Below are 22239 nucleotides of genomic sequence, written 5' to 3' on the forward strand. Positions count from 1 at the left end.
GCATGTCGGAGGCGGAGCGGGCGGGGACATCCCGTCAGGACAAGAGCGCACGTCTCCTCGCCGGGCGGTACCGGCTGGGAGATGTGCTCGGCCGCGGCGGCATGGGCACGGTGTGGCGGGCCCAGGACGAGACCCTGGGGCGGACCGTCGCCGTCAAGGAGCTCCGCTTCCCGTCGAACATCGACGAGGAGGAGAAGCGCCGGCTGATCACGCGGACGCTGCGCGAGGCCAAGGCGATCGCGCGGATCCGCAACAACAGCGCGGTGACCGTCTTCGACGTGGTCGAGGAGGACGACCGGCCCTGGATCGTGATGGAACTCGTCGAGGGCAAGTCGCTCGCCGAGGCCATCCGGGAGGACGGCCTGCTGGAGCCGAGGCGCGCGGCGGAGGTCGGCCTCGCCATCCTCGACGTGCTGCGCTCCGCGCACCGGGAGGGCATCCTGCACCGCGACGTGAAGCCGTCGAACGTGCTGATCGCCGAGGACGGCCGGGTCGTGCTCACCGACTTCGGCATCGCCCAGGTCGAGGGCGACCCGTCCATCACCTCGACCGGCATGCTGGTCGGCGCCCCCTCCTACATCTCCCCGGAGCGGGCCCGCGGGCACAAGCCGGGTCCGGCGGCCGACCTGTGGTCGCTCGGCGGACTGCTGTACGCGGCGGTCGAGGGCACCCCGCCGTACGACAAGGGGTCCGCGATCGCGACGCTCACGGCGGTGATGACCGAGCCGCTCGAGGAGCCGAAGAACGCGGGACCGCTCAGGGACGTCATCTACGGACTGCTCACCAAGGATCCCGCCCAGCGGCTCGACGACCGCGGCGCGCGGGCCATGCTGAACGCGATCGTCAACGCGCCCGCGCCCAGCGAGGCCGGCGCGGAACCGGCGGACGCGACGAAGGTCGTGCCGCTGCCCGAGCAGCCCGGCGAGCGCCCGGCCGCCGGGGGCAAGCGGGGCGAGGAGGCCGGGGAGAAGCTGCGGGGCGCGTTGCGCTCCGTGCGGAAGGCGGCGGTGGCGGCCGGCACGGCCGGCGCCGCGGCGGCCCGCGCCAAGTCCGGTAGCGACACCCCCGCTGCCGCCTCCGGACCGGCCGCCGACTCCGGCGCACGGTCCGGCACGGCGAACCCGTCCGGCCCGGCCGCGCAAGCGACCTCCCCCGCCGGTGGACGCAGTTCCGGGTGGCCGGTGATGACGCCGCCGGATCTGCCGGCGAGGCCCGTTCCGCGGGCACCGCTCACCGACGTGGTACCGCGGCGGACGCTGATCATCATCGCGGTGGTCGTGGTGCTCGCCGTGATCGGCACCGTGCTGGCCTTCGCGTTCGGCGGCGACGACGAGGGCGACAAGGGAGCGAAGGGCGGCGGCGACAGGCCCGTCGCCAGTGCGGCCCCGAGCGCCGACACCAAGGGCGACGAGAGCGACGGCACCCGCACCGACGGCACGGCGACCGAGTCGGCCGGCGCGGGCACGGGAGCGGGCTCGGCGTCGGGCACCCCGGGCGCCGGAGCCGGCGGACCCGACGACTCCGCCGAGGACGGCGGCGGTACGCCGGCGAAGGAGACGTACAAGGGGAAGCAGGGGTACTCGATCGGGCTGCCCGAGGGGTGGAAGTTCCAGTCGTCGGGTACCGCCGGGGACCGGTTCACCGGGCCCGACGGGCAGAAGCTGCTCATCGGCTGGACGACCACGCCGAAGGACGACCCGGTCGCCGACTGGAAGAACCAGGAACGCTACATGGTGCGTTCGCAGTACCAGCGGATCCGCATCGAGTCCGTGGACTACCGGGGCTGGAACACGGCCGACTGGGAGTTCACCTATGTGGAGGGCGGGACCAAGTACCGGTCCATTGACCGGGGGACCGTCGTCGGCGACCGGCTCGGGTACGGGCTGATGTACACGGCCAAGGCCGCCAAGTGGGGCGGCGAGCAGCGCAAGGAGACCTGGCGGACGCTGACGAAGACGTTCCGGCCGAAGTCCTGAGCATGAGCGGCCCGCGGATTGGGGAGTCAGATGTGGCATCCCCTCTCTGCGGGTTGCTTCCGGCACGTATCGTGAATGCTTGCGGACCGTACGCAGCCGGATCGGTCCGCCGGGCGAACGGAACCGACCGACCGTAGTGCCGGGGGAGGCAATGTGGACGACTATGCGGGACGGGTTCTCGCCGACCGCTACCGCCTGCCGCTGCCTCCCTCCGACGAGTACGAACTGACCGAGACCCGCGCCTTCGACACCTACAGCGGACAGGAAGTCCTGGTCAGGCAGGTCCCGTTGCCCGAGGTCGTCGAGGCCGAGGTGCTCGACGCCGAAGGGCTGCCCCACGGTTTCACCGCCCGTGACGGAGCCGCGCGGCGGGGCGGTCACGGGCCGGGCTCCGCGCGCGGGAGCTCGCGGCGGCCCACCGACCCGGTCGTGCGACGCGCGGTCGAGGCCGCGCAGGCGGCCGCCGCCATCCCCGACCACCCGCGTCTGGACCAGGTCTTCGACGTGTTCGCGGAGGGCGGTTCGCTCTGGATAGTCAGCGAATTCGTCGCCGCGCGTCCCCTGGCCGCGCTGCTCGCCGAGAAGCCGCTGTCCCCGTACCGGGCGGCGGAGGTCGCCTCCGACGTCCTCACCGCACTGCGGGTGCTGCACTCCCACGGCTGGGTCCACCGCAACATCACCGCGCGCACGGTCCTCGTCTGCGACGACGGCCGGGTGATGCTGACCGGCCTCGCCGTCGGCGCGGCGGAGGAGGCACTGTGCGGATACGACCCGGTGCCTCCGCCCGACGAGGAGCCGGGGCAAGGAGCGGGGACGCCGGCGGAACTGGGACCGGTGGCGCCCGGGGGAGCACCGGACGCCGGGGGTGGCCCGTCCTGGCCGCCCGGGTTCACCGCCGACCCCGACCCCGAGGCGGCACGCCGCGCCGCCATCGAGGCGCGGGCCGGCCGGCTGCCCGGTGGCGGGGCACCCACGCCGGACGGTCTCTCCCCCGCGGCGGCCCCGAAGGCCCTCGACAGCGCCGGGGACGTGCGGGCGGCCCGTGCGGGGGCGATCGCCGCGTACCGGGCCGGCGCCCGTGCCGCCGCCCGGGTGCAGGAGGCCCAGCAGAGCAGCCGCGCCGCCCTGCCCGGCGCCCGGCCCGCTCCCGAGGACGGCAACGGCACCGCGCAGCCGCCGTACGTCTCCCGGCCGGGGGACGAAGGCACGGGCACGGCGACCGCCGCGGGCCCGCCCGGACAGATAGCCGACCCCTACGGCGTGGGGGCCGGCCGGTACGGAGCCACCCCCCGCCCGGCGGCCGGCGGACGCGCCGCCGCCGAGGCACCCAGGGCACTCGAAGCCCCCGGGGCCTCCGGGACATCGGCCGGAACCACCCCGCCCGCCCGCTGGGACGACCTGGTGGCGCACGTCCCCGCCCGCCGGGGCCCGACCACCGCGCTGGCCGCCGAGCGGGCGCGGCAGGCGCGCATGGCCGTCGTCGGAGCCGTGACCGAGCGCTGGGCGCCCGAGCAGGCCGGACCCGTGCACGAGAACTGGCAGCTGGCCGCCCCGATCGGACCCGCCACCGACCTCTGGGCGCTGGGCTCCCTGCTGTTCCGTGCCGTCCAGGGACACGCGCCCTACCCGGAGGAGTCGACGGCCGAACTGGTGCAGATGGTGTGCGCCGAACCGCCCGCGTTCGCCGAGGAGTGCGGGCCGCTGCGGCCGGTCGTGGAATCGCTGCTGCGTCAGGACCCCACCGAGCGCCTCGACTTCGAGGAGCTGCGCGGCTGGCTGCGCTCACTGGTGCGGTCGGCGCCCGAGCCCGAGGCGGGCGTGCACGTCATAGCGGCGCCGCCCGCCGACGCGAGCAAGCTGCCGATCGTACGGCGCCGGGGCGAGCTGGTGCGCAGGCGCCGCGCCGGGCTCCCCGCCCACCACGGACGGCACAAGCGGGCCAAGCAGGACGCCGGTTCCCCGCGCCGGCTCGGCCGCACCCTGCTTCTGCTGGTGCTGCTCGCCATGGCGGGGGCGATCGCGTACGCCATGCTGTTCATGCCGAAGTCCGGGGAGGACACCTCGGGGGCGGGCGGATCGACCGACCGCACCGGAGCCGCCGGTGAGGTCAGCGCCGTACCGGGCCCGGGCGGTGAGCCGGAGGCGGAGAAGGACTCACCGAAGCCCAAGGACGACCCCGAGGAGTCGGCCGCCTCCGCCGAGACGCAGACCACCGGCCCCGAGGTCGCCGACGGCTTCACCCTTGCCAAGGACCCCGAGGGCTTCCGGATCGCCGTCGCCGAGGGCTGGCAGCGCACCGGGAAGAACGGCAGCGGGCAGGTCGTCTACTCCCGCGGCGACTTCGAGCTCATCGTCGTACCGGGCCGGGACAGCGCCCAGGAGTACGGCGGTGACCCCATGGCCTACCAGCGCGACGACGAGCGGGAGCTCCAGCCCTACCGCGACTCCAGCTGGGCCACCTCCACCGGCCTGAAGACCATCGAGGTCGGCGGACGGACCATGGCGGAGGGCCAGTTCACCTGGACCGGCGACGGCGGCGAGCTGTACGTCCGCAACCTCGCGGCGCTGATCGACGGCCGCTACCACGTGGTGCAGGTGCGCGGACCGGAGTCCGAACGGGACGAGGTGTCACGGCTGTACGAGCAGGCGGCGGCGACCTACCGGTACACCGGCTGACCCGGCAGACCCGCCGACTCGACGCAGACACAGGGGTTTTGGTTGCCTGTCGCCTCATTCGGCGACAAGCATCACAGTGCGGTCTCCATGGCACGGCGTCGGTTCCCAGGAAGGGCCGTCGTACTTACGCTGACCCTGTCAAGACCATTGCGGGGCAACGTGAATCAGATGCAGGGCTCGCTCGTCGCGGGCCGCTACCGGCTCGGCGACTCCATCGGGAGCGGTGGCATGGGCCGGGTGTGGCGTGCGCACGATGAGGTGCTGCACCGATCCGTCGCCATCAAGGAACTGACCGCCGCGCTCTACGTCTCCGACAGCGAACAGGCCATGCTGCTGGCGCGCACCCGCGCGGAGGCGCGGGCGGCCGCGCGGATCAACCACTCCGCCGTCGTCACGGTGCACGACGTGCTGGAGCACGACGGCCGGCCGTGGATCGTGATGGAGCTGGTCGAGGGCCGTTCGCTGGCCGACGCGGTCAAGGAGGAGGAACGGGTCGAGCCCCGCGAGGCGGCCCGCATCGGCCTGTGGGTGCTGCGCGCCCTGCGCGCCGCGCACGCCGCCGGTGTGCTGCACCGTGACGTCAAGCCCGGAAACGTGCTCCTCGGCCGGGACGGCCGGGTGCTGCTCACCGACTTCGGCATCGCGCAGATCGACGGCGACACCGCCATCACCCGCACCGGAGAGGTCGTCGGCTCGGTCGACTACCTCGCGCCCGAGCGGGTCCGCGGCCACGACCCCGGCCCCGCCTCCGACCTGTGGGCGCTCGGCGCGACGCTGTACACGGCGGTGGAGGGCAGATCGCCGTTCCGCCGCACCTCACCGCTGACCACCATGCAGGCGGTCGTCGAGGAGGAGGCCGACGAGTCACGGCACGCCGGCCCGCTCGCGCCCGTCATCAGCGCACTTCTGCGCAAGGATCCGGCCACCCGGCCCGACGCCGCCCAGGCCGAGCAGATGCTCGCCGAGGCGGCCGAGGGACGCCGGCCGCAGGCGGCGCAGGAGTACGTACCGACCCAGGTCGTCGACGCCCCCGCGCCCCTGCCGTACGAGACCGGGCCGGAGGCGGTCCCCCCGGCGCCGGTGTACCCGCAGGGCGGGGTCACCGCCGTTCAGCGGCCGTACGCACCCCCTGCCGCCACGCCCCGCCGGCGGGTACGCGGCCGGGTGATCGCCCTGGTCGTCGTCGTGGCCGCGCTGATCGGCGGGGGAACCGCCGTGGTGCTCCAGCAGGGGGACCGGGGCGGCGGCACCACGGCCGACCCGACCCCGACCGCCACCTCCACGCCCGGCCCCACCGAGTCGGGGCCGACCAGGTCGCCGGGCGGTCTGCCGGAGGGCTGGGTGCGCCGCAGCGACCCCTACGGCTTCAGCGTCGTCCTGCCCGGCGACGACTGGGAGCGCGTGGTCTTCGACGAGGAGACCCGGCAGGTCGACTACACGCCCGACGGCGGCAAGCACTTCCTCCGCATCGCCATGGACGACTCGCCCGACTTCGACGACCCCTACGAGCACCTGAGCGATCTGGACCAGCAGATAGGACAGCGCCTGGTCGACTACCAGCGGGTGGGGCTGGACCGCCGCGTCTACCGGGACCGGGAGAGCGCCCGGCTGGAGTACAACTGGACGGCGCTGGCCAAGGACACCGAGTTCCCGGGGCCGCGCCGGGCGGTGGACCAGATGTACATCTCGCGGGACGGGGTCGAGTACGCGATCTACATGTCCGGGCCGGCCGAGGACTGGGCCACGACCAGCGGGCAGTTCGAGACGGTGCTGAAGGGCTGGCGCGAGCCCTGACCAGCGGGGCGGGCGCGGCTGCGCGCCGCTTGGCCGAATCGCCGTACCGGAAGGGGCACATCCGGTGGGGCATGATGGGCCCATGGGGACCGACGGGCAGGCCGAGAACGCGACCGCGAGGCCCAACGGCCGCGTCATTGCGGGCCGTTACCGTTTGGAGGCGAGGCTCGGGCGCGGCGGCATGGGTGTGGTCTGGCGGGCCACCGACCAACTGCTCGGACGGAGTGTCGCCGTCAAGGAACTCCCCCTCGACGAGACGCTGTCGGCGGCGGACGCCCGGCGGCAGCGGGACCGCACCCTGCGCGAGGCCCGCGCCCTGGCCCAGTTGAGCCACCCGCACATCATCGTCGTCCACGATGTCGTCGAGGACGACGAACGCCCTTACATCGTCCTGGAGCTGATCGACGGGCCGTCCCTCGCGGACCGGGTCGCCGAGCAGGGCCCGGTCGACGCCGCGGAGGCGGCACGGATCGGCATCGCCCTGCTCGGCGCGCTGCGCGCCGCCCACACGGCCGGGGTGCTGCACCGCGACCTCAAGCCCGCCAACGTGCTGCTGGAGAACGGCACCGACCGGGTCGTCCTCACCGACTTCGGCATCGCCCGCCTGGCGGGCTCCACCACGCTCACCGAGACCGGCTCCTTCGTCGGCTCGCCCGAATACACCGCCCCGGAGCGGATGTCCGGCGCCAGATCGGGACCGGAGTCCGACCTGTGGTCGCTGGGCGCGCTGCTGTGCACGGCGCTCAGCGGCGAGTCGCCGTTCCGGCGCGACTCGCTCGGCGGGGTCCTGCACGCGGTCGTGGTCGACGAGATCCGGCCGCCCGCCCAGGCTGGGCCGATCCTCCCCGTGGTGCGCGGGCTGCTGGAGCGTGACCCCGACCGCCGGCTCGACGCGGACCGGGCCGAACGGATGCTGCGGGCGTTCCGTGAGACGGGCCGTACGCGGGAGTCCGCGCCCCCCGGACTGCTGCCCCCGGACCGGGACCCGCCCCGTCGTCGGTCCCCGGTGCGGCGGGAGGAGGCGGGCGGGACGCCACCGGTCCCACCCGGGGCGCGTCCGGTGCGGCGGCAGCCTACGAGGGGCGCGCTCGTGGCCGCGCTGGCCGTCGCCGCGATGGCGGGAGCGGGCGTGTCCGCGGCCGCGTTGCTCATGCAGGACCGGGGCGGCGACGGGGGCGGCACGCCGACGAGCACGGCACCGGAGACACCGGTGAGCGGGCCGTCCGCCGGTTCCCCGAGCCCCTCGGCCAGTCCCACGCCGGCCGGCTCCTCGCTCCGGCCGCATAGTCCCGTAAATGGGAGATAAGTTCCCGCGAGAGTCACGGCTCTGTGACCGGTGGGCTCACGCAGTGGATACGTGAGGGCTTGGCGCGATATGGATGAACCATGAGCAACAACGGGGGAGCCCGCCACGGGGCCGACGAGCCAACCAGCTTTGGTCTGCGACCGCCGAACCCCAACCCGCCCACGGCCGTGCCGCACCCCGACAACCCGTACGCGGCACCGACCCAGGTGGTGCCGGCCCAGACGCAGACACACCCGCAGAACGACCCCGGTGCCGGACGGGTGATCGCCGGCCGTTACCGGCTGCTCGCCAAGCTCGGGCACGGCGGCATGGGAACGGTGTGGCGGGCCAAGGACGAGACGGTGGACCGCGAGGTCGCCGTCAAGGAGCCCCGCGTCCCGGACCACCTTCCCGAACGCGAACGCGCCAACGCCTCCGAGCGGATGCGCCGCGAGGCCCGCGCCGCCGCCCGGCTCGACCACCCCGCGGTGGTCAACGTCCATGACGTCGCCGTGGTGGACGGCCGGCCGTGGATCGTGATGGAACTGGTCCAGGGCCGTTCGCTGGGCGCCGTGCTCCAGGAGGAGGGGACCCTGTCCGCGCGCGAGGCCGCCCGGGTCGGGCTGGAGGTGCTCGGCGCGCTGGAGGCCGCGCACGCGGCGGGCATCCTGCACCGGGACGTCAAGCCGGACAACGTGCTGCTCGGCCGGCACGACCGGGTCGTCCTCACCGACTTCGGCATCGCCCAGATCGAGGGCGAGACCAATCTGACCGACACCGGCGGATTCGTCGGTTCGCCGGAGTACATCGCCCCGGAACGGGTGCTGGGGCAGCGCCCCGGCCCGGCCTCCGACCTGTGGTCGCTCGGGGTGGTGCTGTACGCGGCGACGGAGGGCGTCTCGCCGTTCCGCCGCAGCAACACCCCCGCCACCCTCCAGTCCGTACTCAACGCCACCCCGGCGGCGCCCGCCTCCGCGCAGGGACCGCTGGCCGAGGTCATCACCGGCCTGCTGGAGAAGGACCCGGCGCGCCGTCCGAACGCCGCCCAGGTCCGCGCCGCGCTGGAAGCGGCCGCGAACCCGCCCGCGCCGCAGCCCACGCAGGTCGCCCCGTTCCCCGTTCCGGGATCCGGCGGCAAGGGCGTCCGGATCGGCCGCAAGACGCTGATGGGGCTGGGCGCCGCGGTCGTCGCGGGCGCGGTGGCCGCGTACCTGGTGATCGCGGACCCGTTCGCGGGGCCGCTGCCGGACGGCTGGAAGAAGCACGACCTCGGAGACCGGCCGGGCGTCGCGCTCGCGGTCCCGGCCGACTTCGTGAAGGACGAGCCCGCCGAGGACTCGGACGGCACCGTCGCCTCCTTCACCGACCCGAGCGGGCTGGTGCGGGTCGAGGTCGACCGGGACCTCAAGGCCGAGGACAAGAACGGCGAGCTCGAGGCCTCGGCCTCGGAACGGGCGTTCGCCCACTGGGAGGAGCTCAGGGACGGCGAGTACGGCTGGGGCATCGCCGACACGCCGGCTCCGAAGGGGCAGCCGCGCGAGACCACGTACAAGGACCGCGAGGCGGCCACCAACACCATCGTCTACACGACGACCACCGATCCGGCGCTGGTGCGCGAGGCGCGGGTCATGTACTACCGGAACAAGGCCGGCGACATGTACCGGCTGTGGATCGTCTACCCGGGCAAGGGCTACTTCGCCGACGACGGCCGGGAGATCGCCCGTACGGTCATCGACTCGTGGGACGTTCACAAGCTCTGACACCGACGTCGCGGCCAACGCCCTGATCAGGGGGTTTGTTGCCAGCGTTCACTGGCGTTGTGTGAGCGGTGGGTGAATCTGTTACCGACGGGTACACAAAGTGTTCGCCCCGGCATACCCTGCGCCTCATGACGGACGAGCAGACCCGGCAAACGACCGGCACCAACCCCCTGGCCCCCGCCCCGGCGGGGGCCCGCACCGCCGCCGACGTGGTCACGCCGGAGCTGGTCGCCCAGCTCACCAAAGGCGTGGCCGGCTCCGGCCGGACCGCCAACCACACGCCGTTCACCGGCGAGAAGCTGGCCGACCTGCCCGAGTCGACGCCCGAGGACGTGGCGAACGCCTTCGACACCGCCCGCGCCGCCCAGGCCGTCTGGGCGCAGGTGCCGGTACGGCAGCGCGCCGCCGTCCTGCTCCGCTTCCACGACCTGGTGCTGGAGCGCCAGGCCGAGGTGCTCGACCTGATCCAGCTGGAGACCGGCAAGGCCCGGCTGCACGCCCACGAGGAGGTCCAGGCCGTCGCCGTCGCCGCCCGCCACTACGGCCGCCGGGCCGCCGCCTATCTGCGGCCCAAGCGGCACACGGGCGCCATGCCGACCCTGACGAAGGTCACCGAACTGCGCCACCCGCGCGGTGTCGTGGGCCAGATAGCACCCTGGAACTACCCGCTCGAACTCTCCGTGGGCGACGCGCTCCCGGCGTTCGTCGCGGGCAACGCGGTCGTGATGAAGCCCGACACGGAGACCTGCCTCACCGCGCTGTGGGCCCGTGACCTGCTCATCGAGGCCGGGCTGCCCGCCGAGGTCTTCCAGGTCGTCCTCGGCGAGGGCCCCGTCGTCGGCCCCGAGGTCGTCCGGCACGCCGACTACGTCTCCTTCACCGGCTCCACCCGCACCGGCCGCGAGGTCGCCCAGGGCGCCGCCGCCCGCCTGGTCGGGGTCTCCCTCGAACTCGGCGGCAAGAACGCCATGCTGGTACTGGAGGACGCCGACCTCGACAAGGCCGCCGCGGGCGCCGTCCGCGCCTGCTTCTCCTCCGCCGGCCAGCTGTGCATCTCCATCGAGCGGCTGTACGTCCACGAGTCGGTCGCCGACGCCTTCCTGGAGCGCTTCGCCGCCCGCACCAGGGCGCTGCGCCTCGGCACCTCCCTCGCCTACGGCGCCGACATGGGCTCCCTGGTCGGGCAGCGCCAACTGGACGCCGTCACCCGGCACGTCGAGGACGCCGTCGCCAAGGGCGCCAAGGTGCTCGCCGGCGGCACGGCCCGCCCGGACATCGGCCCCTACTTCTACGAGCCGACCATCCTCGACGGCGTCGAGGCCCCGATGAGCGTCTGCTCCGAGGAGACCTTCGGCCCGGTCGTCTCGATCTACCGCTTCTCGTCCGACGACGAGGCGGTCGAGCGCGCCAACTCCACCTCGTACGGCCTGAACTCCTCCGTCTGGACGAAGGACGCCCGGCGCGGACGCGGGATCGCCGCGCGGATGCGCACCGGCACGGTGAACATCAACGAGGGCTACGCGCCGGCGTACGGCAGCGTCCAGTCGCCGATGGGCGGCATGAAGGACTCCGGCCTCGGCCGCCGGCACGGCGCCGAGGGCATCCTCAAGTTCACCGAGCCCCAGACCGTGGCCCACCAGCGCCTGCTCCCGATGGCCCCGTCACTGGGCATGGACGACGAGAAGTACGCGGCGTTCATGAGCCGCAGTCTCCGGCTCATGAAAGCACTCCGGTTCAGGTAACCGCCCCAGGGGCGCGGGGAACTGCGCGAGAAACCACAGACGACCCGCACGCGATACTCAAAGAGGAGACTCCCGTGCCTCAAGACGCTTATGACTACGACGTCCTCGTCGTAGGCTCCGGCTTCGGCGGCTCCGTGGCCGCCCTCCGCCTCACGGAGAAGGGATACACCGTCGGCGTCCTGGAGGCCGGCCGCCGCTTCACCCGCGAGACCCTGCCCAAGAACTCCTGGGACCTGAAGAACTTCCTGTGGGCGCCCGCCCTCGGCATGTACGGCATCCAGCGCATCCACCTGCTGGGCAATGTCATGGTCCTGGCAGGCGCGGGCGTCGGCGGCGGCTCCCTGAACTACGCCAACACCCTCTACGAGCCGCTCCCCCCGTTCTTCGACGACCCTCAGTGGAAGGACATCACGGACTGGCGCGAGGAACTGGGCCCGTACTACGACCAGGCCAAGCGCATGCTGGGCGTCCGGCTCAATCCGACCATGACCCCCTCGGACGTCCATCTGAAGGGGGCCGCGCAGGCCATGGGCATCGGCGACACCTTCCATATGGCACCGGTGGGTGTCTTCTTCGGGGACGGCAAGGACGCCGACGGCTCGGCGAAGGCGAAGCCGGGCGGCGAGGTGGCCGATCCCTTCTTCGGCGGGGCGGGGCCCGCACGCAAGGCCTGCACCGAGTGCGGCGCGTGCATGACCGGCTGCCGGCACGGCGCGAAGAACACCCTCAACGAGAACTACCTCTACCTCGCCGAGAAGGCGGGCGCGGTCGTCCACCCGATGACCTCGGTCGTCGCCGTCACCGAGGACTCCCGGGGCGGATACGCGGTCAAGACGCTTCCCACCGACAACCGGAAGAAGGGCCAGGGGCGCACCTTCACGGCCCGCCAGGTCGTGATCGCCGCGGGCACCTACGGCACCCAGACGCTGCTGCACCGTATGAAGGACACCGGCCTGCTGCCCCGGATCTCGGACCGGCTCGGCGAACTGACCCGCACCAACTCCGAGGGCCTGGTCGGTGCGCAGACCAGCGACCGCCGTTACCGCAGGAAGCACGGCCACAAGAGGGCCGATTTCACCCGCGGCGTCGCGATCACCTCGTCCGTCCACCCGGACGAGAACACCCATATCGAGCCGGTCCGGTACGGCAAGGGCTCCAACTCGATGGGCGCGCTGACGATCCTCCAGGTGCCGTACGGGGCACACCGGGTCCGCCGGTGGCTGCTCGAACTGGTCAAGCACCCCACCCTCGCGGTCCGTTCACTGTCCAACCGGCGCTGGTCGGAGCGGACCATCATCGGCCTGGTCATGCAGTCCCTGGACAACTCGCTGACCACCTACCGCAAGCCGGGCGGCATCGGAAAGGGCCTGCTCACGGCCCGTCAGGGCCACGGTGCGCCGAACCCGACGCAGATCGAGGCGGCGACCCGGGCCGCGACGCTGCTGGCCGAGGAGATCAACGGCTTCGCGGGCTCCAACGTCGGCGAGCTGATGGGCACGCCGTTGACCGCCCACTTCCTGGGCGGCTGCCCGATCGGCGCCTCCCGCGACACCGGTGTGATCGACCCGTACCACCGCCTCTACGGCCACCCCGGCATCTCGGTCGTGGACGGTGCGGCGGTCTCGGCGAACCTGGGCGTCAACCCCTCCCTGACCATCACGGCGCAGGCCGAGCGGGCGATGTCGTACTGGCCCAACAAGGGCGACACCGATCCGCGTCCGGAGCAGGGCGAGTCCTACCGGCGGCTCACGCCGGTCGAGCCGAAGTCCCCGGCGGTTCCGGTGGAGGCGTTCGGGGCGCTGAAGCTGCCGTTCCTGGGGATGCCGACGGTGCCGCCGAAGAAGTAGCCGAGCAGGACAAGGAAAAAGGACCTGTGCCCCCCTCCGAGCTCAGGTCCTTTTCCCTTGTCCTGGGTGTTACGCCTCCGCACCGGCCTTGCGCCGGCGCACCACGAACACCGCACCGGCACCGGCCACGAGGGCGGCGCCGCCGACCAGGCCGATCATCGGCAGGGCGGAGCTGGAGCCGGTCTCGGCGAGGCTGCCGGTGACCTTGACGTCCTTCACCTCGTCGAGCTCGACCTTGCCGCCGGTCTGCGGCTTGGCGTCGTTCGGCTTACCGGGGTCGGAGCCGGCGGCCAGGATGTCGAAGAAGTAGATCCAGCCGTTGGAGTCGTCGGCGATCCAGCAGCCGTCGTCGTCCGCGTACTCGGCGAAGCCGCCGGTGATGCCGAGCGCGTCGGGCACCGAGCCGCTGACGCTCAGCCGCAGCTTGTACGAGACCGACTGGCCGGCACCGAGCGAGAACGCGGCGAACGTGCCGCCCTCACCCGCGGCGTCCGCTAGCGTGTCCCAGTTCCCGGTGGCCCTGTTGAAGACCTGGACCGTGATCCGGCCCGAGTAGTCCTTCGCGTCCCAGCCGACGGCCGCGACGCCGATCAGCGGCTTGATGTCCTTGATCTCGTCGTCGCCGCGGTTGGACACGTTGAACGAGAACCCGGTCCAGCCGCTGCCGGCGACGATCTTCTCGGGCAGGCCGGACAGGCCGCTGCGCAGGTCGGCGCTGAGCTCGGCCGTGCTGTTGCCCTCTTCGTCGGTGCAGAGCTCGACGTCCTCCTCCGCCGGAGCGCTCTCGCTGGCGCTCGGGGACGGCGAGGCGGGCGGGGAGCTGGTGCCCGTGGTGGGCGAGCTCGGGTCGGTCGACGGGGTGTCGTCCTCGGCCGGGTCGCTCGGGGTCTTGGTGTCGGTGTCGGTCGAGGGGCTGCTCGTGTCGTCCTCGGCCGGGGTGCTCTGGTCGTCGGTGGGAGCGCTCGTGTCCGTCGTGGTGTCGTCCGGGGTCTCGGCCGGGGAGCTGTCCGCCGATGTTGCCGGGCTGCTCGTCGACGTGTCCGGCGTCTCGCCGGTCGCGAACGCGGCCGGGGCCGAGAGCAGGGCCAGCGGCGCTATGACGGCCGTCGCGGCCGCCGCGGCCATGGCACGGCGAAGCTTCATGAAGACCTCGGGAAGTCCGGTGTGCCGCGGGGGCGCGGCACGAGGTGGGAGACGCCTCCGTGTGGGGCGCTACGGATGTGGTCCGTGTGGATTCAGTGAGTTCGATCAACGACGTGGCTGGATGGTTGTCCTGACTCTCACGGAATTTTTATGTGACGTGGATCACAGATGAGGCGGTGATCGTCACTGGCGTACGCTCGGGCCGCCCACCACCGCCACCGAGAGAAAGTCCGCGACCCCGTGGCCGAGCAGCCGTCCGAAGAGCGCAGACCGGAGTCCGCGTCCGATCCCTCAGCCGATTCCGCACCGGAGCCCTCGTCCCTTCCGGACGACGTCTGGGAGAAGTTCGTCCAGGACAGCGAGCGCGACATCCGTGCCTCCGCGCCCAAGGAGCCGTCCGCCCGGGCGCGCATGGTGACCGAGCGGCTGCGGGCCATGGACGAGGCACAGGCCAGGACGGCCGGTGGCGGCAAACGCCGGTTCGGCAGGAAGCGGACGGCCGTGCCGCCGGCCCAGCCCGAGGGCTGGCGTACGGGTCCGGCCTCGCACGAGCTGGGCCGTCCCTCGCGTCGGCGCCGGGTCTGGAGCGTGGTCGGGGTGGTGGCCGCCGCGGCGCTCGCGGTGGTCGCCCTCAATCCGTCAGCCGCGCTGTCCTGGCTGCCCGGCGGCCTGGGGGAGGGGTCCGGCACGGCGGACGAGGCGCGGCAGGCCGACGCCACGCCGCTGGATCCCGAGACCGCCCGCCCCAGCGCCGCGCCCTCCGCCGCCGCCCCCGCCGGCCTCCCCACGCGGGATAAGCCGTTCGCCGGATCGCCGGCCGCGCGGTGGGAGGCCGGGGCGGACGCCATCCGGCTGCCCGAGGCGAAAGCGGTCAACGGGGTCCCCGCCGCCCGGGTCGAGGCCGCGCTGCGGGGGACGAAGGAGTTCCTGGTCGCGGCCAACCTCGATCCCGCCGTGCTGAAGGGCGCCGAGCCGAAGAAGGCTCTGGACCTGGTGGACCCGGCGGAGAAGGAGTACCTCGCCGACCTGCGCGCCGCCCTGCGTAAGCCCACGGTGAAGAACGACCCGGTGTGGACGTTCACCCGGTTCGATCCGGAGGAGGTCGAACTCGTGGCCGACGTACGGGTGCGGGGCCGTATGACGGTCGAGGCCGTGGAGGGAGAGCCGGGGAGGGCCGTGATCAGGGCCGACTACACCTTCGTGTACCCGATGGCCCGTGTGGGCGGCGGCGACGAGGTGAGCCGGTCCATCGTCCGCCGGGTGGTCGAGGTGGAGGCCGTGGACCCCGCCAGGTTCCAGGCCGGCGAGGGACACATCTGGATCACCGACCACAACAGCGAGATATCCAACGACGACTGCCGGGAGGGTGACGGCCTCATCCGTCCGGAGTTCTTCGCCGACCGGCAGACCGGCCCCGAGCCGTCCAGGGAGGCACGCGACCCGTACGACCGCAGCAGGGAGCTGAATCCGGCCGAGGACGACGCGGGCTGCGGTGTCGTGTCCCGCACCTGAGGTGTACGGCTGAGGTGTACGGCGGATTTCCGCCGGCCGGCCCCGGGCGTCCCCGGGACCGGCCTTCTCTGGGGTGACCGGGCCGCTGTCCCCTGCCGTCCGGTCACTTGTCCGGAGCGAGGTCCCACGACGTACGGCGCGATCCGCACGTCTCATCGCCCCGGCGAGCCACGCGTGGTTCTCTCGCGCCCGCCCCTGGCTGGCACGGACACCGGTACCAACGAACCGGCTCCGTACCGGTCACGCGCCGTACGGGTGAGGGCGATGCGTACGTCTGTATGGCACGTCTGCATGGCACGTCCGTACCGCACGTCCGTACCGCGAACGAGGATTCAGATCCTGCCGCGGCACAGCTCCAGCAGGGTCATCGCGAGCGTGGTGCCCGGCTTGCCCAGCGCGTCCCTGTAGTGGGCGAGGACCTCCATCTCGCGGGAGAGGTTCACGCGCCGGCCGCCGGAGGCGATCCGTTCCTTCTGGATCACCGCCGACACGGCCATCCGCTCCTGCACCAGGCCGATGATCCGGTCGTCGAGCGCGTCGATCCGCTCGCGGGCACCGGTGATCAGCTCGGCGGCCTCGGTGGTGCGGGCACCGGTCTTCTCGGTCGACTCCGTCGTGGTGGCGGTCATGTCGGGGCTCCTCGATGGGTGGGTGCGGTGCCCCGGCGCGGCAGGGTCCGGAGGAAACGACAGGCGCCCCGGACCTTGTCGGCCCGGGGCGCCTGGGAAGTCGCTTGTCAGTTGCTCAAGCAGCACGACCATGGCAGCCGGCGGGCCGGGTGCCATAGGTAAACAGGAAGGTCGAGTGCGTGAGCATGCGGCAAGTATGCCCGGCCCGCGACGGCTGTCCAACACGGATCGCATGGTGAGACGCCGGCCCCCGCCCCGGTCCGGGACGTGTCCCGCCGCCACCTCGGTAGAATCGGGAGGCACAAGACCCCCGCCCCACCGCCGGAAGGCACCCCGTGTCATCAGCGTCCCCCGCTGCCAACGCGCCCGACACCGTCCTGGTCGTCGACTTCGGCGCGCAGTACGCCCAGCTCATCGCCCGTCGCGTCCGCGAGGCGCGGGTCTACAGCGAGATCGTGCCGAGCACCATGCCGGTCGCGGAGATCCTCGCCAAGAACCCGGCGGCGATCATCCTCTCCGGCGGCCCCTCGTCCGTGTACGAGGAGGGCGCCCCCCGCCTCGACCGCGAGATCTTCGAGGCCGGCGTCCCCGTCTTCGGCATGTGCTACGGCTTCCAGCTCATGGCGCAGAGCCTGGGCGGCCAGGTGGACAACACCGGCGCCCGCGAGTACGGCCGTACGGACCTGCACGTCTCCAAGAACTCCTCCACCCTCTTCGAGGGCACCCCGGACGAGCAGGCCGTCTGGATGTCGCACGGCGACGCCTGCTCCGCCGCCCCCGAGGGCTTCGCCGTCACCGCCTCCACGGACGTCGTCCCGGTCGCCGCCTTCGAGAACGACGAGAAGAAGCTCTACGGCGTCCAGTACCACCCCGAGGTGATGCACTCCACGCACGGGCAGCAGGTGCTGGAGCACTTCCTGTACCGGGGCGCGGGCCTGACCCCGAACTGGACCACGGGCAACGTCATCGAGGAGCAGGTCGCCGCCATCCGCGAGCAGGTCGGCGACAAGCGCGCCATCTGCGGTCTGTCCGGCGGCGTGGACTCCGCGGTCGCCGCCGCCCTCGTCCAGAAGGCCATCGGCTCCCAGCTGACCTGCGTGTACGTCGACCACGGGCTGATGCGCAAGGACGAGACCGAGCAGGTCGAGAAGGACTTCGTGGCCGCGACCGGCGTGCAGCTGAAGGTCGTGGACGCCGAGGACCGGTTCCTCACCGCGCTGAAGGGCGTCTCCGACCCCGAGGAGAAGCGGAAGATCATCGGCCGGGAGTTCATCCGGGTCTTCGAGCAGGCCCAGGCCGAGATCATCGCGGACGAGGGTCCGGCGGTGGAGTTCCTCGTCCAGGGCACGCTCTACCCGGACGTCGTCGAGTCCGGCGGCGGCACCGGCACCGCCAACATCAAGTCCCACCACAACGTGGGCGGCCTGCCCGAGGACCTCGAGTTCAAGCTGATCGAGCCGCTGCGCAAGCTGTTCAAGGACGAGGTCCGGATGGTCGGCCAGGAGCTCGGCCTGCCCGACGAGATCGTCCAGCGCCAGCCGTTCCCCGGACCGGGCCTGGGCATCCGCATCGTCGGCGAGGTCACCAAGGAGCGCCTGGACCTGCTGCGCGAGGCCGACGCCATCGCCCGCGAGGAGCTGACCGCGGCCGGTCTCGACCGGGACATCTGGCAGTGCCCGGTCGTCCTGCTCGCCGACGTGCGGTCCGTGGGCGTCCAGGGCGACGGCCGGACCTACGGCCACCCGATCGTGCTGCGCCCGGTGTCCAGCGAGGACGCCATGACCGCCGACTGGTCGCGGCTGCCGTACGACGTCCTCGCGAAGATCTCGACCCGGATCACCAACGAGGTGCGGGACGTCAACCGCGTCGTCCTCGACGTGACCTCCAAGCCGCCGGGCACCATCGAGTGGGAGTGAGCCCCCGGTTCTGAAGGGGCTCAGGTCCGTTTGAGGGTGCGCACCGGCTCTCCGGGCTTCCAGACCTGAACGACGAGGTACTTCTCGTCCTCGACGAAGGTCCGTACGACCTCCGTCAGCTCGGTGCGGAAGAGGTGGAACGGCTCCGGCGGTTCCACCTCTTCCGCGTACCGTGCCCGGGTCTCCGTGTCGTCGTCCGCGATCTCGACCGCCCGGCCGCTGACGCGGACGTCCCCGCCGCCCATGCCCGTTCCGCCGCCCGGGTTCGCCTGGAGCGCGAAGCGCGGGTCGCGGCGCAGGTCGAGCGCCTTGAGCGAGTCCGGCATCATGCCGAGCCACAGCTCGCCGTTCAGGAAGCGGACCTCCAGACCGGTGGTGCGGGGTGAGCCGTCCCTGCGCAGGGTCGCGAGGACGTGGTGGGTGTACGCGGCGAAGCGCTGCTCCACGGTCTTCGCGAGGTCGGGTTCGGCGGTGGTGAAGGCCTCCCAGTTCGTATCCATGGACCCGAGTGTGGCGGCGATACCGGACATCCTGTGTCGGGTATCCGCGGTGTCCTCCGGATGGAGCAGCGAGGCCCGTACCGCATCTTTACGGAAGAGAGCTGTCGTACGGGGCGTCCCGCCGGTAACTTCCGCCACGTACGCACACCCCCCGCGGGAGGACTCATGCACGGGCCCACGCCGCCCCTGCCGCTGCCCACCGACAAACTGCGGTTCGCCATGCCGCCCATGCACGAGTCGGTCGAGGACGAGCGCCGGCACCGCAAGGAACGGCTCGCGGGCGCCCTGCGGCTCTTCGGGCGGCTCGGCTTCGAGGACGGTGTCTCCGGGCACATCACCGCACGCGACCCGGAGTTCAGCGACTGCTTCTGGGTCAACCCGTTCGGGATGCCCTTCCGGCACGTCACCGTCAGCGACCTCGTGCTCGCCAACCGGGACGGCCAGGTCGTCGAGGGCGGCCACCACGTCAACCAGGCCGCGTTCACCGTGCACGCCCAGGTGCACGCGGCCCGGCCCGACGTCGTCGCCGTCGCCCACTGCCACTCGGTGCACGGGCGGGCGCTCGCCGCCCTCGGTGAGCTGCTGGACCCGATCACCCAGGAGAGCTGCGCGTTCTACGAGGACCACGCCCTCTACGACGCGTACAGCGGCGTCACCGTCGACGCCGAGGAGGGGCGGCGGATCGCCGGTGTGCTCGGCTCCCACAAGGCGCTGGTGCTGCGCAACCACGGGCTGCTCACCGTGGGGGACTCGGTGGACGCGGCGGCCTGGTGGTTCGTGACGATGGAGCGGTCCTGCCAGGTGCAGCTCACCGCTAAGGCGGCGGGCCGGCCCGTCCTCATCGACCACCGGCAGGCGGTGGCCACGCGGGAGCAGCTGGGCGGGGACCTGGTGGCGTGGATCAACTACCAGCCGATGTGGCAGGACATCAGCCGCAGCGAGCCGGATCTGCTGAGCTAGGACGGCTCGTCTCGTCAATCGGATGCCTCGAAGTTCACTCGTCCGGGCCGGGCCTGCCGGACGGAGGGTGGGTGGGGTAAGGCACAATTCGTCGTCGTCACGCGGGAGTTGCGTGGTGGTCGGTGGCAGTGATCGTGGTCGAAATTCGTGGTTGTGACGGCGCGGAAGGCGGGCTTCGGGCGTGGCGGTGCAGGAGGCGAGGCAGGGTGGCCCGGACATGGGCGCCCACGAGGGCGGCTGCACCTGCGGGGACTGTCCGCACGGCGTGCGTGAGGGGCATCGGCGGGCGGTCGCCGCGTTCCTGCTGAAGCGGGACGAGTTCGCGGCCGGACAGGGGCTGCCGGCCGCGGTGGCCCACTCGGCGTCCGCCTCCCGGCAGTGGGTGTCGGAGGAACTGACCCAGGCCGCGGAGGCCGTGGCCGAACGGGGGCGGGCCGAGGGCGCGGCCTGGCTGGTGCGGCTGTGGCGGCGGACCGCCGTGGTGGTGTGGGCGGGAGTCGTACTGCTCCTCCTGGGACAGGCGCTCACGGCGATCGGCGCGGGGTGGACCGCCGCGCGCACCGCCGGGCTGCTGGCCGCGGTGGTGGTGGCCGGGGCGCTGACCGCGGCGTCGTGGTTCCACCGGGCCCGTGGTGGCGCGTTGGCGCCGGTGATCGGGGAGGACAACCGCCTCTCCACGTCCCGTGCGGTCGCGGCCGCCTGGGTGCTGTTGCTGGCGTTCGCGGTGCTCGTCCTGGTGGGGCAGCTGGCGGCCGCCTCCGGGAGCCGGGAGCGGGACGCGCTGATCGAGGGGCTGGAACTCGCCCGCGGGGCCGGTGTGGTGACCGTGCTGGCCGTGGTGTGCGGGATCGCCGTGCTGGTGCGGCGGGTGGTCGGGCTGCGGGTGCTGGGGCAGCGGCTCCAGAAGGTACGCGCCTACCGGCCCAGGGCGGCGGACCTGCTGACCGACGATGCCGGGCGGGGGAGCTTCGCCGACATCCAGTACGTGGTGATCAGCGGTGTCGCCCTGGCGTTCGCGGCGGTGCGGCTGGCGCGGCGGCCGGACCAGTTGCCGGATCTGCCGTGGGGGCTGGCGGTGGTGGTGCTGGTGTCGGCGGCGACGTATCTCGCGGGGAAGTACGCGGAGGGCGGGCGGCCGGTGATCCTCTCGGTGGTGCGGGCGCGGGAGGCCGGCGATCTGGACGCGCCGATCCGGACCGGGGACGACATCGAGATCCGGGGGGCCGGGTTCGTGCCGGTGGGGGCGCAGGGGGCGGACCGGTTGTCGCGGATGGTGGTGCGGGTGGGGCCGGTGAATGTGCATGTGCCGTTGGTTCCGGTGCAGGGCGGCTTCGACAACCCGACGGACGCGCTGCTGACGGTGCCGGTGCCGGCGGAGGTGGAACCGGGCCGGGTGGAGGTACAGGTCGTCACAGCGGCGGGCGCGGAGACGAACCGCTACACGATCGACGTGACGGAGTAGGCCGTCGAGGGCTTGCTGGGCTGACGCCCACGGGCGGTGGGTGGGTCGGGGCCGGACCGGAGGTGTCCGTCCTCGGACTGGCGCGATTGAGTCACTTGGAGAGGTGCGGGGCGCGGACGCGCCAGCCACTGCGGGCGGCCACCCCCGCCCCGTCCCCTCCGCGCCGCACGCGGCAATCCGCCGCCTGGGGCGCGGCCACTACGTCCCGCTCTCCGCGGGCAGTCGTGCCGCTGGGGCGGCACGGGTGGGCGCGACGGCACCCGGCAAGCGCCGGGCCGGGCGACCCACCCCCGGTCGGCACCAACGCGGGGCACCTTGTACGGCACGGGCCGCCTGAGCCCACCCGGCCCACATACAACGCGGAGCACCCGCAATGCGCACGGCCCCGTGACCACACAGTCCCGCACGTTCGAAAGAAAAACACCGTCCCCAGGGTTGAGCCGGGAGCGTTTGCTGTACGTATGACTATTGAGGCGGCACGGCGGTGAGAGGCGGCAGACAGCGATGACTCACGGTATGCGCGCGGACACGTACTCCCCCCACTTCAACGGCGACGGAGGCGGTTGGCGGGACACCGCAACCCGCTTCGCCCTCGTCCCCCTGCGCATCTTCCTCGGGATCACCTTCATCTACGCCGGCCTCGACAAACTCACCGACAGCGCGTTCATGAAGGACGCCGGCGCCGGCTCGATCGGCGACATGATGCGCGGCGTCCGCGACTCCTCCGCCATCCCCGCCCTGGTCGACATGGCCCTGGAGAGCCCCGTCGCCTTCGGCTACGCCATCGCCTTCGGAGAGCTGGCCGTCGGCATCGGCACCCTCCTAGGACTGCTCACCCGCCTCGCCGCTCTCGGCGGCGCGCTGATCTCCCTCAGCCTGTGGCTGACCGTGAGCTGGGCCGCCGACCCCTACTACTACGGCAATGACCTCCCGTACCTCATGGGCTGGATCCCGCTGGTGCTGGCGGGCGCTCCACTGCTGTCCGTGGACGCCCTTCTCCGGTCACGGCGTCAGCGGACCGGGAGCTACCGGTAGCG

At 72.6% G+C, this 22239-nt stretch carries 15 protein-coding genes; 12 read left to right on the forward strand and 3 right to left on the reverse strand.

What is annotated here, in order from left to right; all coding sequences use genetic code 11:
• Positions 1 to 2 precede the first annotated feature (2 nt).
• The 7 genes from ACZ470_RS05445 to ACZ470_RS05475 all read left to right on the forward strand — a co-directional run bounded on the left by ACZ470_RS05445 (position 3) and on the right by ACZ470_RS05475 (position 13080).
• The gene (locus ACZ470_RS05445; protein ID WP_468425185.1) at positions 3 to 1976 is read left to right on the forward strand and encodes a serine/threonine-protein kinase; all 1974 of its coding nucleotides are present in this window, start codon (positions 3 to 5) and stop codon (positions 1974 to 1976) included.
• Between the two features lie 153 nt (positions 1977 to 2129).
• Entirely contained in the window at positions 2130 to 4652 is a 2523-nt protein-coding gene (locus tag ACZ470_RS05450) for a protein kinase domain-containing protein (RefSeq protein WP_468424616.1), read from the forward strand.
• Between the two features lie 168 nt (positions 4653 to 4820).
• Positions 4821 to 6446 carry a serine/threonine-protein kinase gene (locus tag ACZ470_RS05455; protein ID WP_468424618.1) on the forward strand — a complete coding sequence of 542 codons (1626 nt, stop codon included), beginning with the start codon at positions 4821 to 4823 and terminating at the stop codon, positions 6444 to 6446.
• Between the two features lie 82 nt (positions 6447 to 6528).
• Complete coding sequence (locus tag ACZ470_RS05460) at positions 6529 to 7752, forward strand: serine/threonine-protein kinase (protein ID WP_468424620.1); 1224 nt, start codon at positions 6529 to 6531, stop codon at positions 7750 to 7752.
• Between the two features lie 80 nt (positions 7753 to 7832).
• Positions 7833 to 9491, forward strand: a complete 1659-nt coding sequence (locus ACZ470_RS05465; protein WP_468424622.1) for a serine/threonine-protein kinase — start codon at positions 7833 to 7835, stop codon at positions 9489 to 9491.
• A 128-nt stretch (positions 9492 to 9619) separates the two neighbouring features.
• Positions 9620 to 11233, forward strand: a complete 1614-nt coding sequence (locus tag ACZ470_RS05470; protein ID WP_468424624.1) for a succinic semialdehyde dehydrogenase — start codon at positions 9620 to 9622, stop codon at positions 11231 to 11233.
• Positions 11234 to 11307: 74 nt separating this feature from the next.
• A complete protein-coding gene (locus ACZ470_RS05475) occupies positions 11308 to 13080 on the forward strand; it encodes a GMC oxidoreductase (RefSeq protein ID WP_468424626.1) in 1773 nt (590 codons plus the stop codon).
• 69 nt (positions 13081 to 13149) lie between these two features.
• On the opposite strand, the gene ACZ470_RS05480 is transcribed toward ACZ470_RS05475, so the two are convergent.
• Positions 13150 to 14223: an LAETG motif-containing sortase-dependent surface protein gene (locus ACZ470_RS05480; RefSeq protein ID WP_468424628.1), complete on the reverse strand. Its 1074-nt coding sequence runs from the start codon at positions 14221 to 14223 to the stop codon at positions 13150 to 13152.
• Positions 14224 to 14463: 240 nt separating this feature from the next.
• On the opposite strand from ACZ470_RS05480, the gene ACZ470_RS05485 reads away from it, so the two are divergent.
• Positions 14464 to 15735, forward strand: coding sequence for a hypothetical protein (locus tag ACZ470_RS05485; protein WP_468424630.1), 1272 nt, complete (start codon positions 14464 to 14466; stop codon positions 15733 to 15735).
• A gap of 332 nt (positions 15736 to 16067) precedes the next feature.
• Here ACZ470_RS05485 and ACZ470_RS05490 read toward each other — a convergent pair whose 3' ends face one another.
• Entirely contained in the window at positions 16068 to 16364 is a 297-nt protein-coding gene (locus ACZ470_RS05490) for a chorismate mutase (protein ID WP_384706716.1), read from the reverse strand.
• Positions 16365 to 16699: 335 nt separating this feature from the next.
• Here ACZ470_RS05490 and guaA point away from each other — a divergent pair, with 335 nt between their 5' ends.
• Positions 16700 to 18280 carry a glutamine-hydrolyzing GMP synthase gene (guaA, locus tag ACZ470_RS05495; RefSeq protein WP_468424632.1) on the forward strand — a complete coding sequence of 527 codons (1581 nt, stop codon included), beginning with the start codon at positions 16700 to 16702 and terminating at the stop codon, positions 18278 to 18280.
• A gap of 20 nt (positions 18281 to 18300) precedes the next feature.
• On the opposite strand, the gene ACZ470_RS05500 is transcribed toward guaA, so the two are convergent.
• On the reverse strand, positions 18301 to 18780 hold the full coding sequence (locus ACZ470_RS05500) for a pyridoxamine 5'-phosphate oxidase family protein (RefSeq protein ID WP_468424634.1): 480 nt from the start codon (positions 18778 to 18780) through the stop codon (positions 18301 to 18303).
• Between the two features lie 165 nt (positions 18781 to 18945).
• Between ACZ470_RS05500 and ACZ470_RS05505 the strand changes: the two genes are divergently transcribed.
• The 3 genes from ACZ470_RS05505 (at position 18946) to ACZ470_RS05515 (ending at position 22237) form a co-directional block, all read left to right on the forward strand.
• The gene (locus ACZ470_RS05505) at positions 18946 to 19740 is read left to right on the forward strand and encodes a class II aldolase/adducin family protein (RefSeq protein ID WP_468424636.1); all 795 of its coding nucleotides are present in this window, start codon (positions 18946 to 18948) and stop codon (positions 19738 to 19740) included.
• A gap of 181 nt (positions 19741 to 19921) precedes the next feature.
• Entirely contained in the window at positions 19922 to 21202 is a 1281-nt protein-coding gene (locus tag ACZ470_RS05510; RefSeq protein WP_468424637.1) for a hypothetical protein, read from the forward strand.
• 504 nt (positions 21203 to 21706) lie between these two features.
• A complete protein-coding gene (locus ACZ470_RS05515) occupies positions 21707 to 22237 on the forward strand; it encodes a DoxX family membrane protein (RefSeq protein ID WP_468424638.1) in 531 nt (176 codons plus the stop codon).
• Positions 22238 to 22239 lie beyond the last annotated feature (2 nt).

This window comes from Streptomyces sp. NPDC031111 (assembly GCF_055570675.1).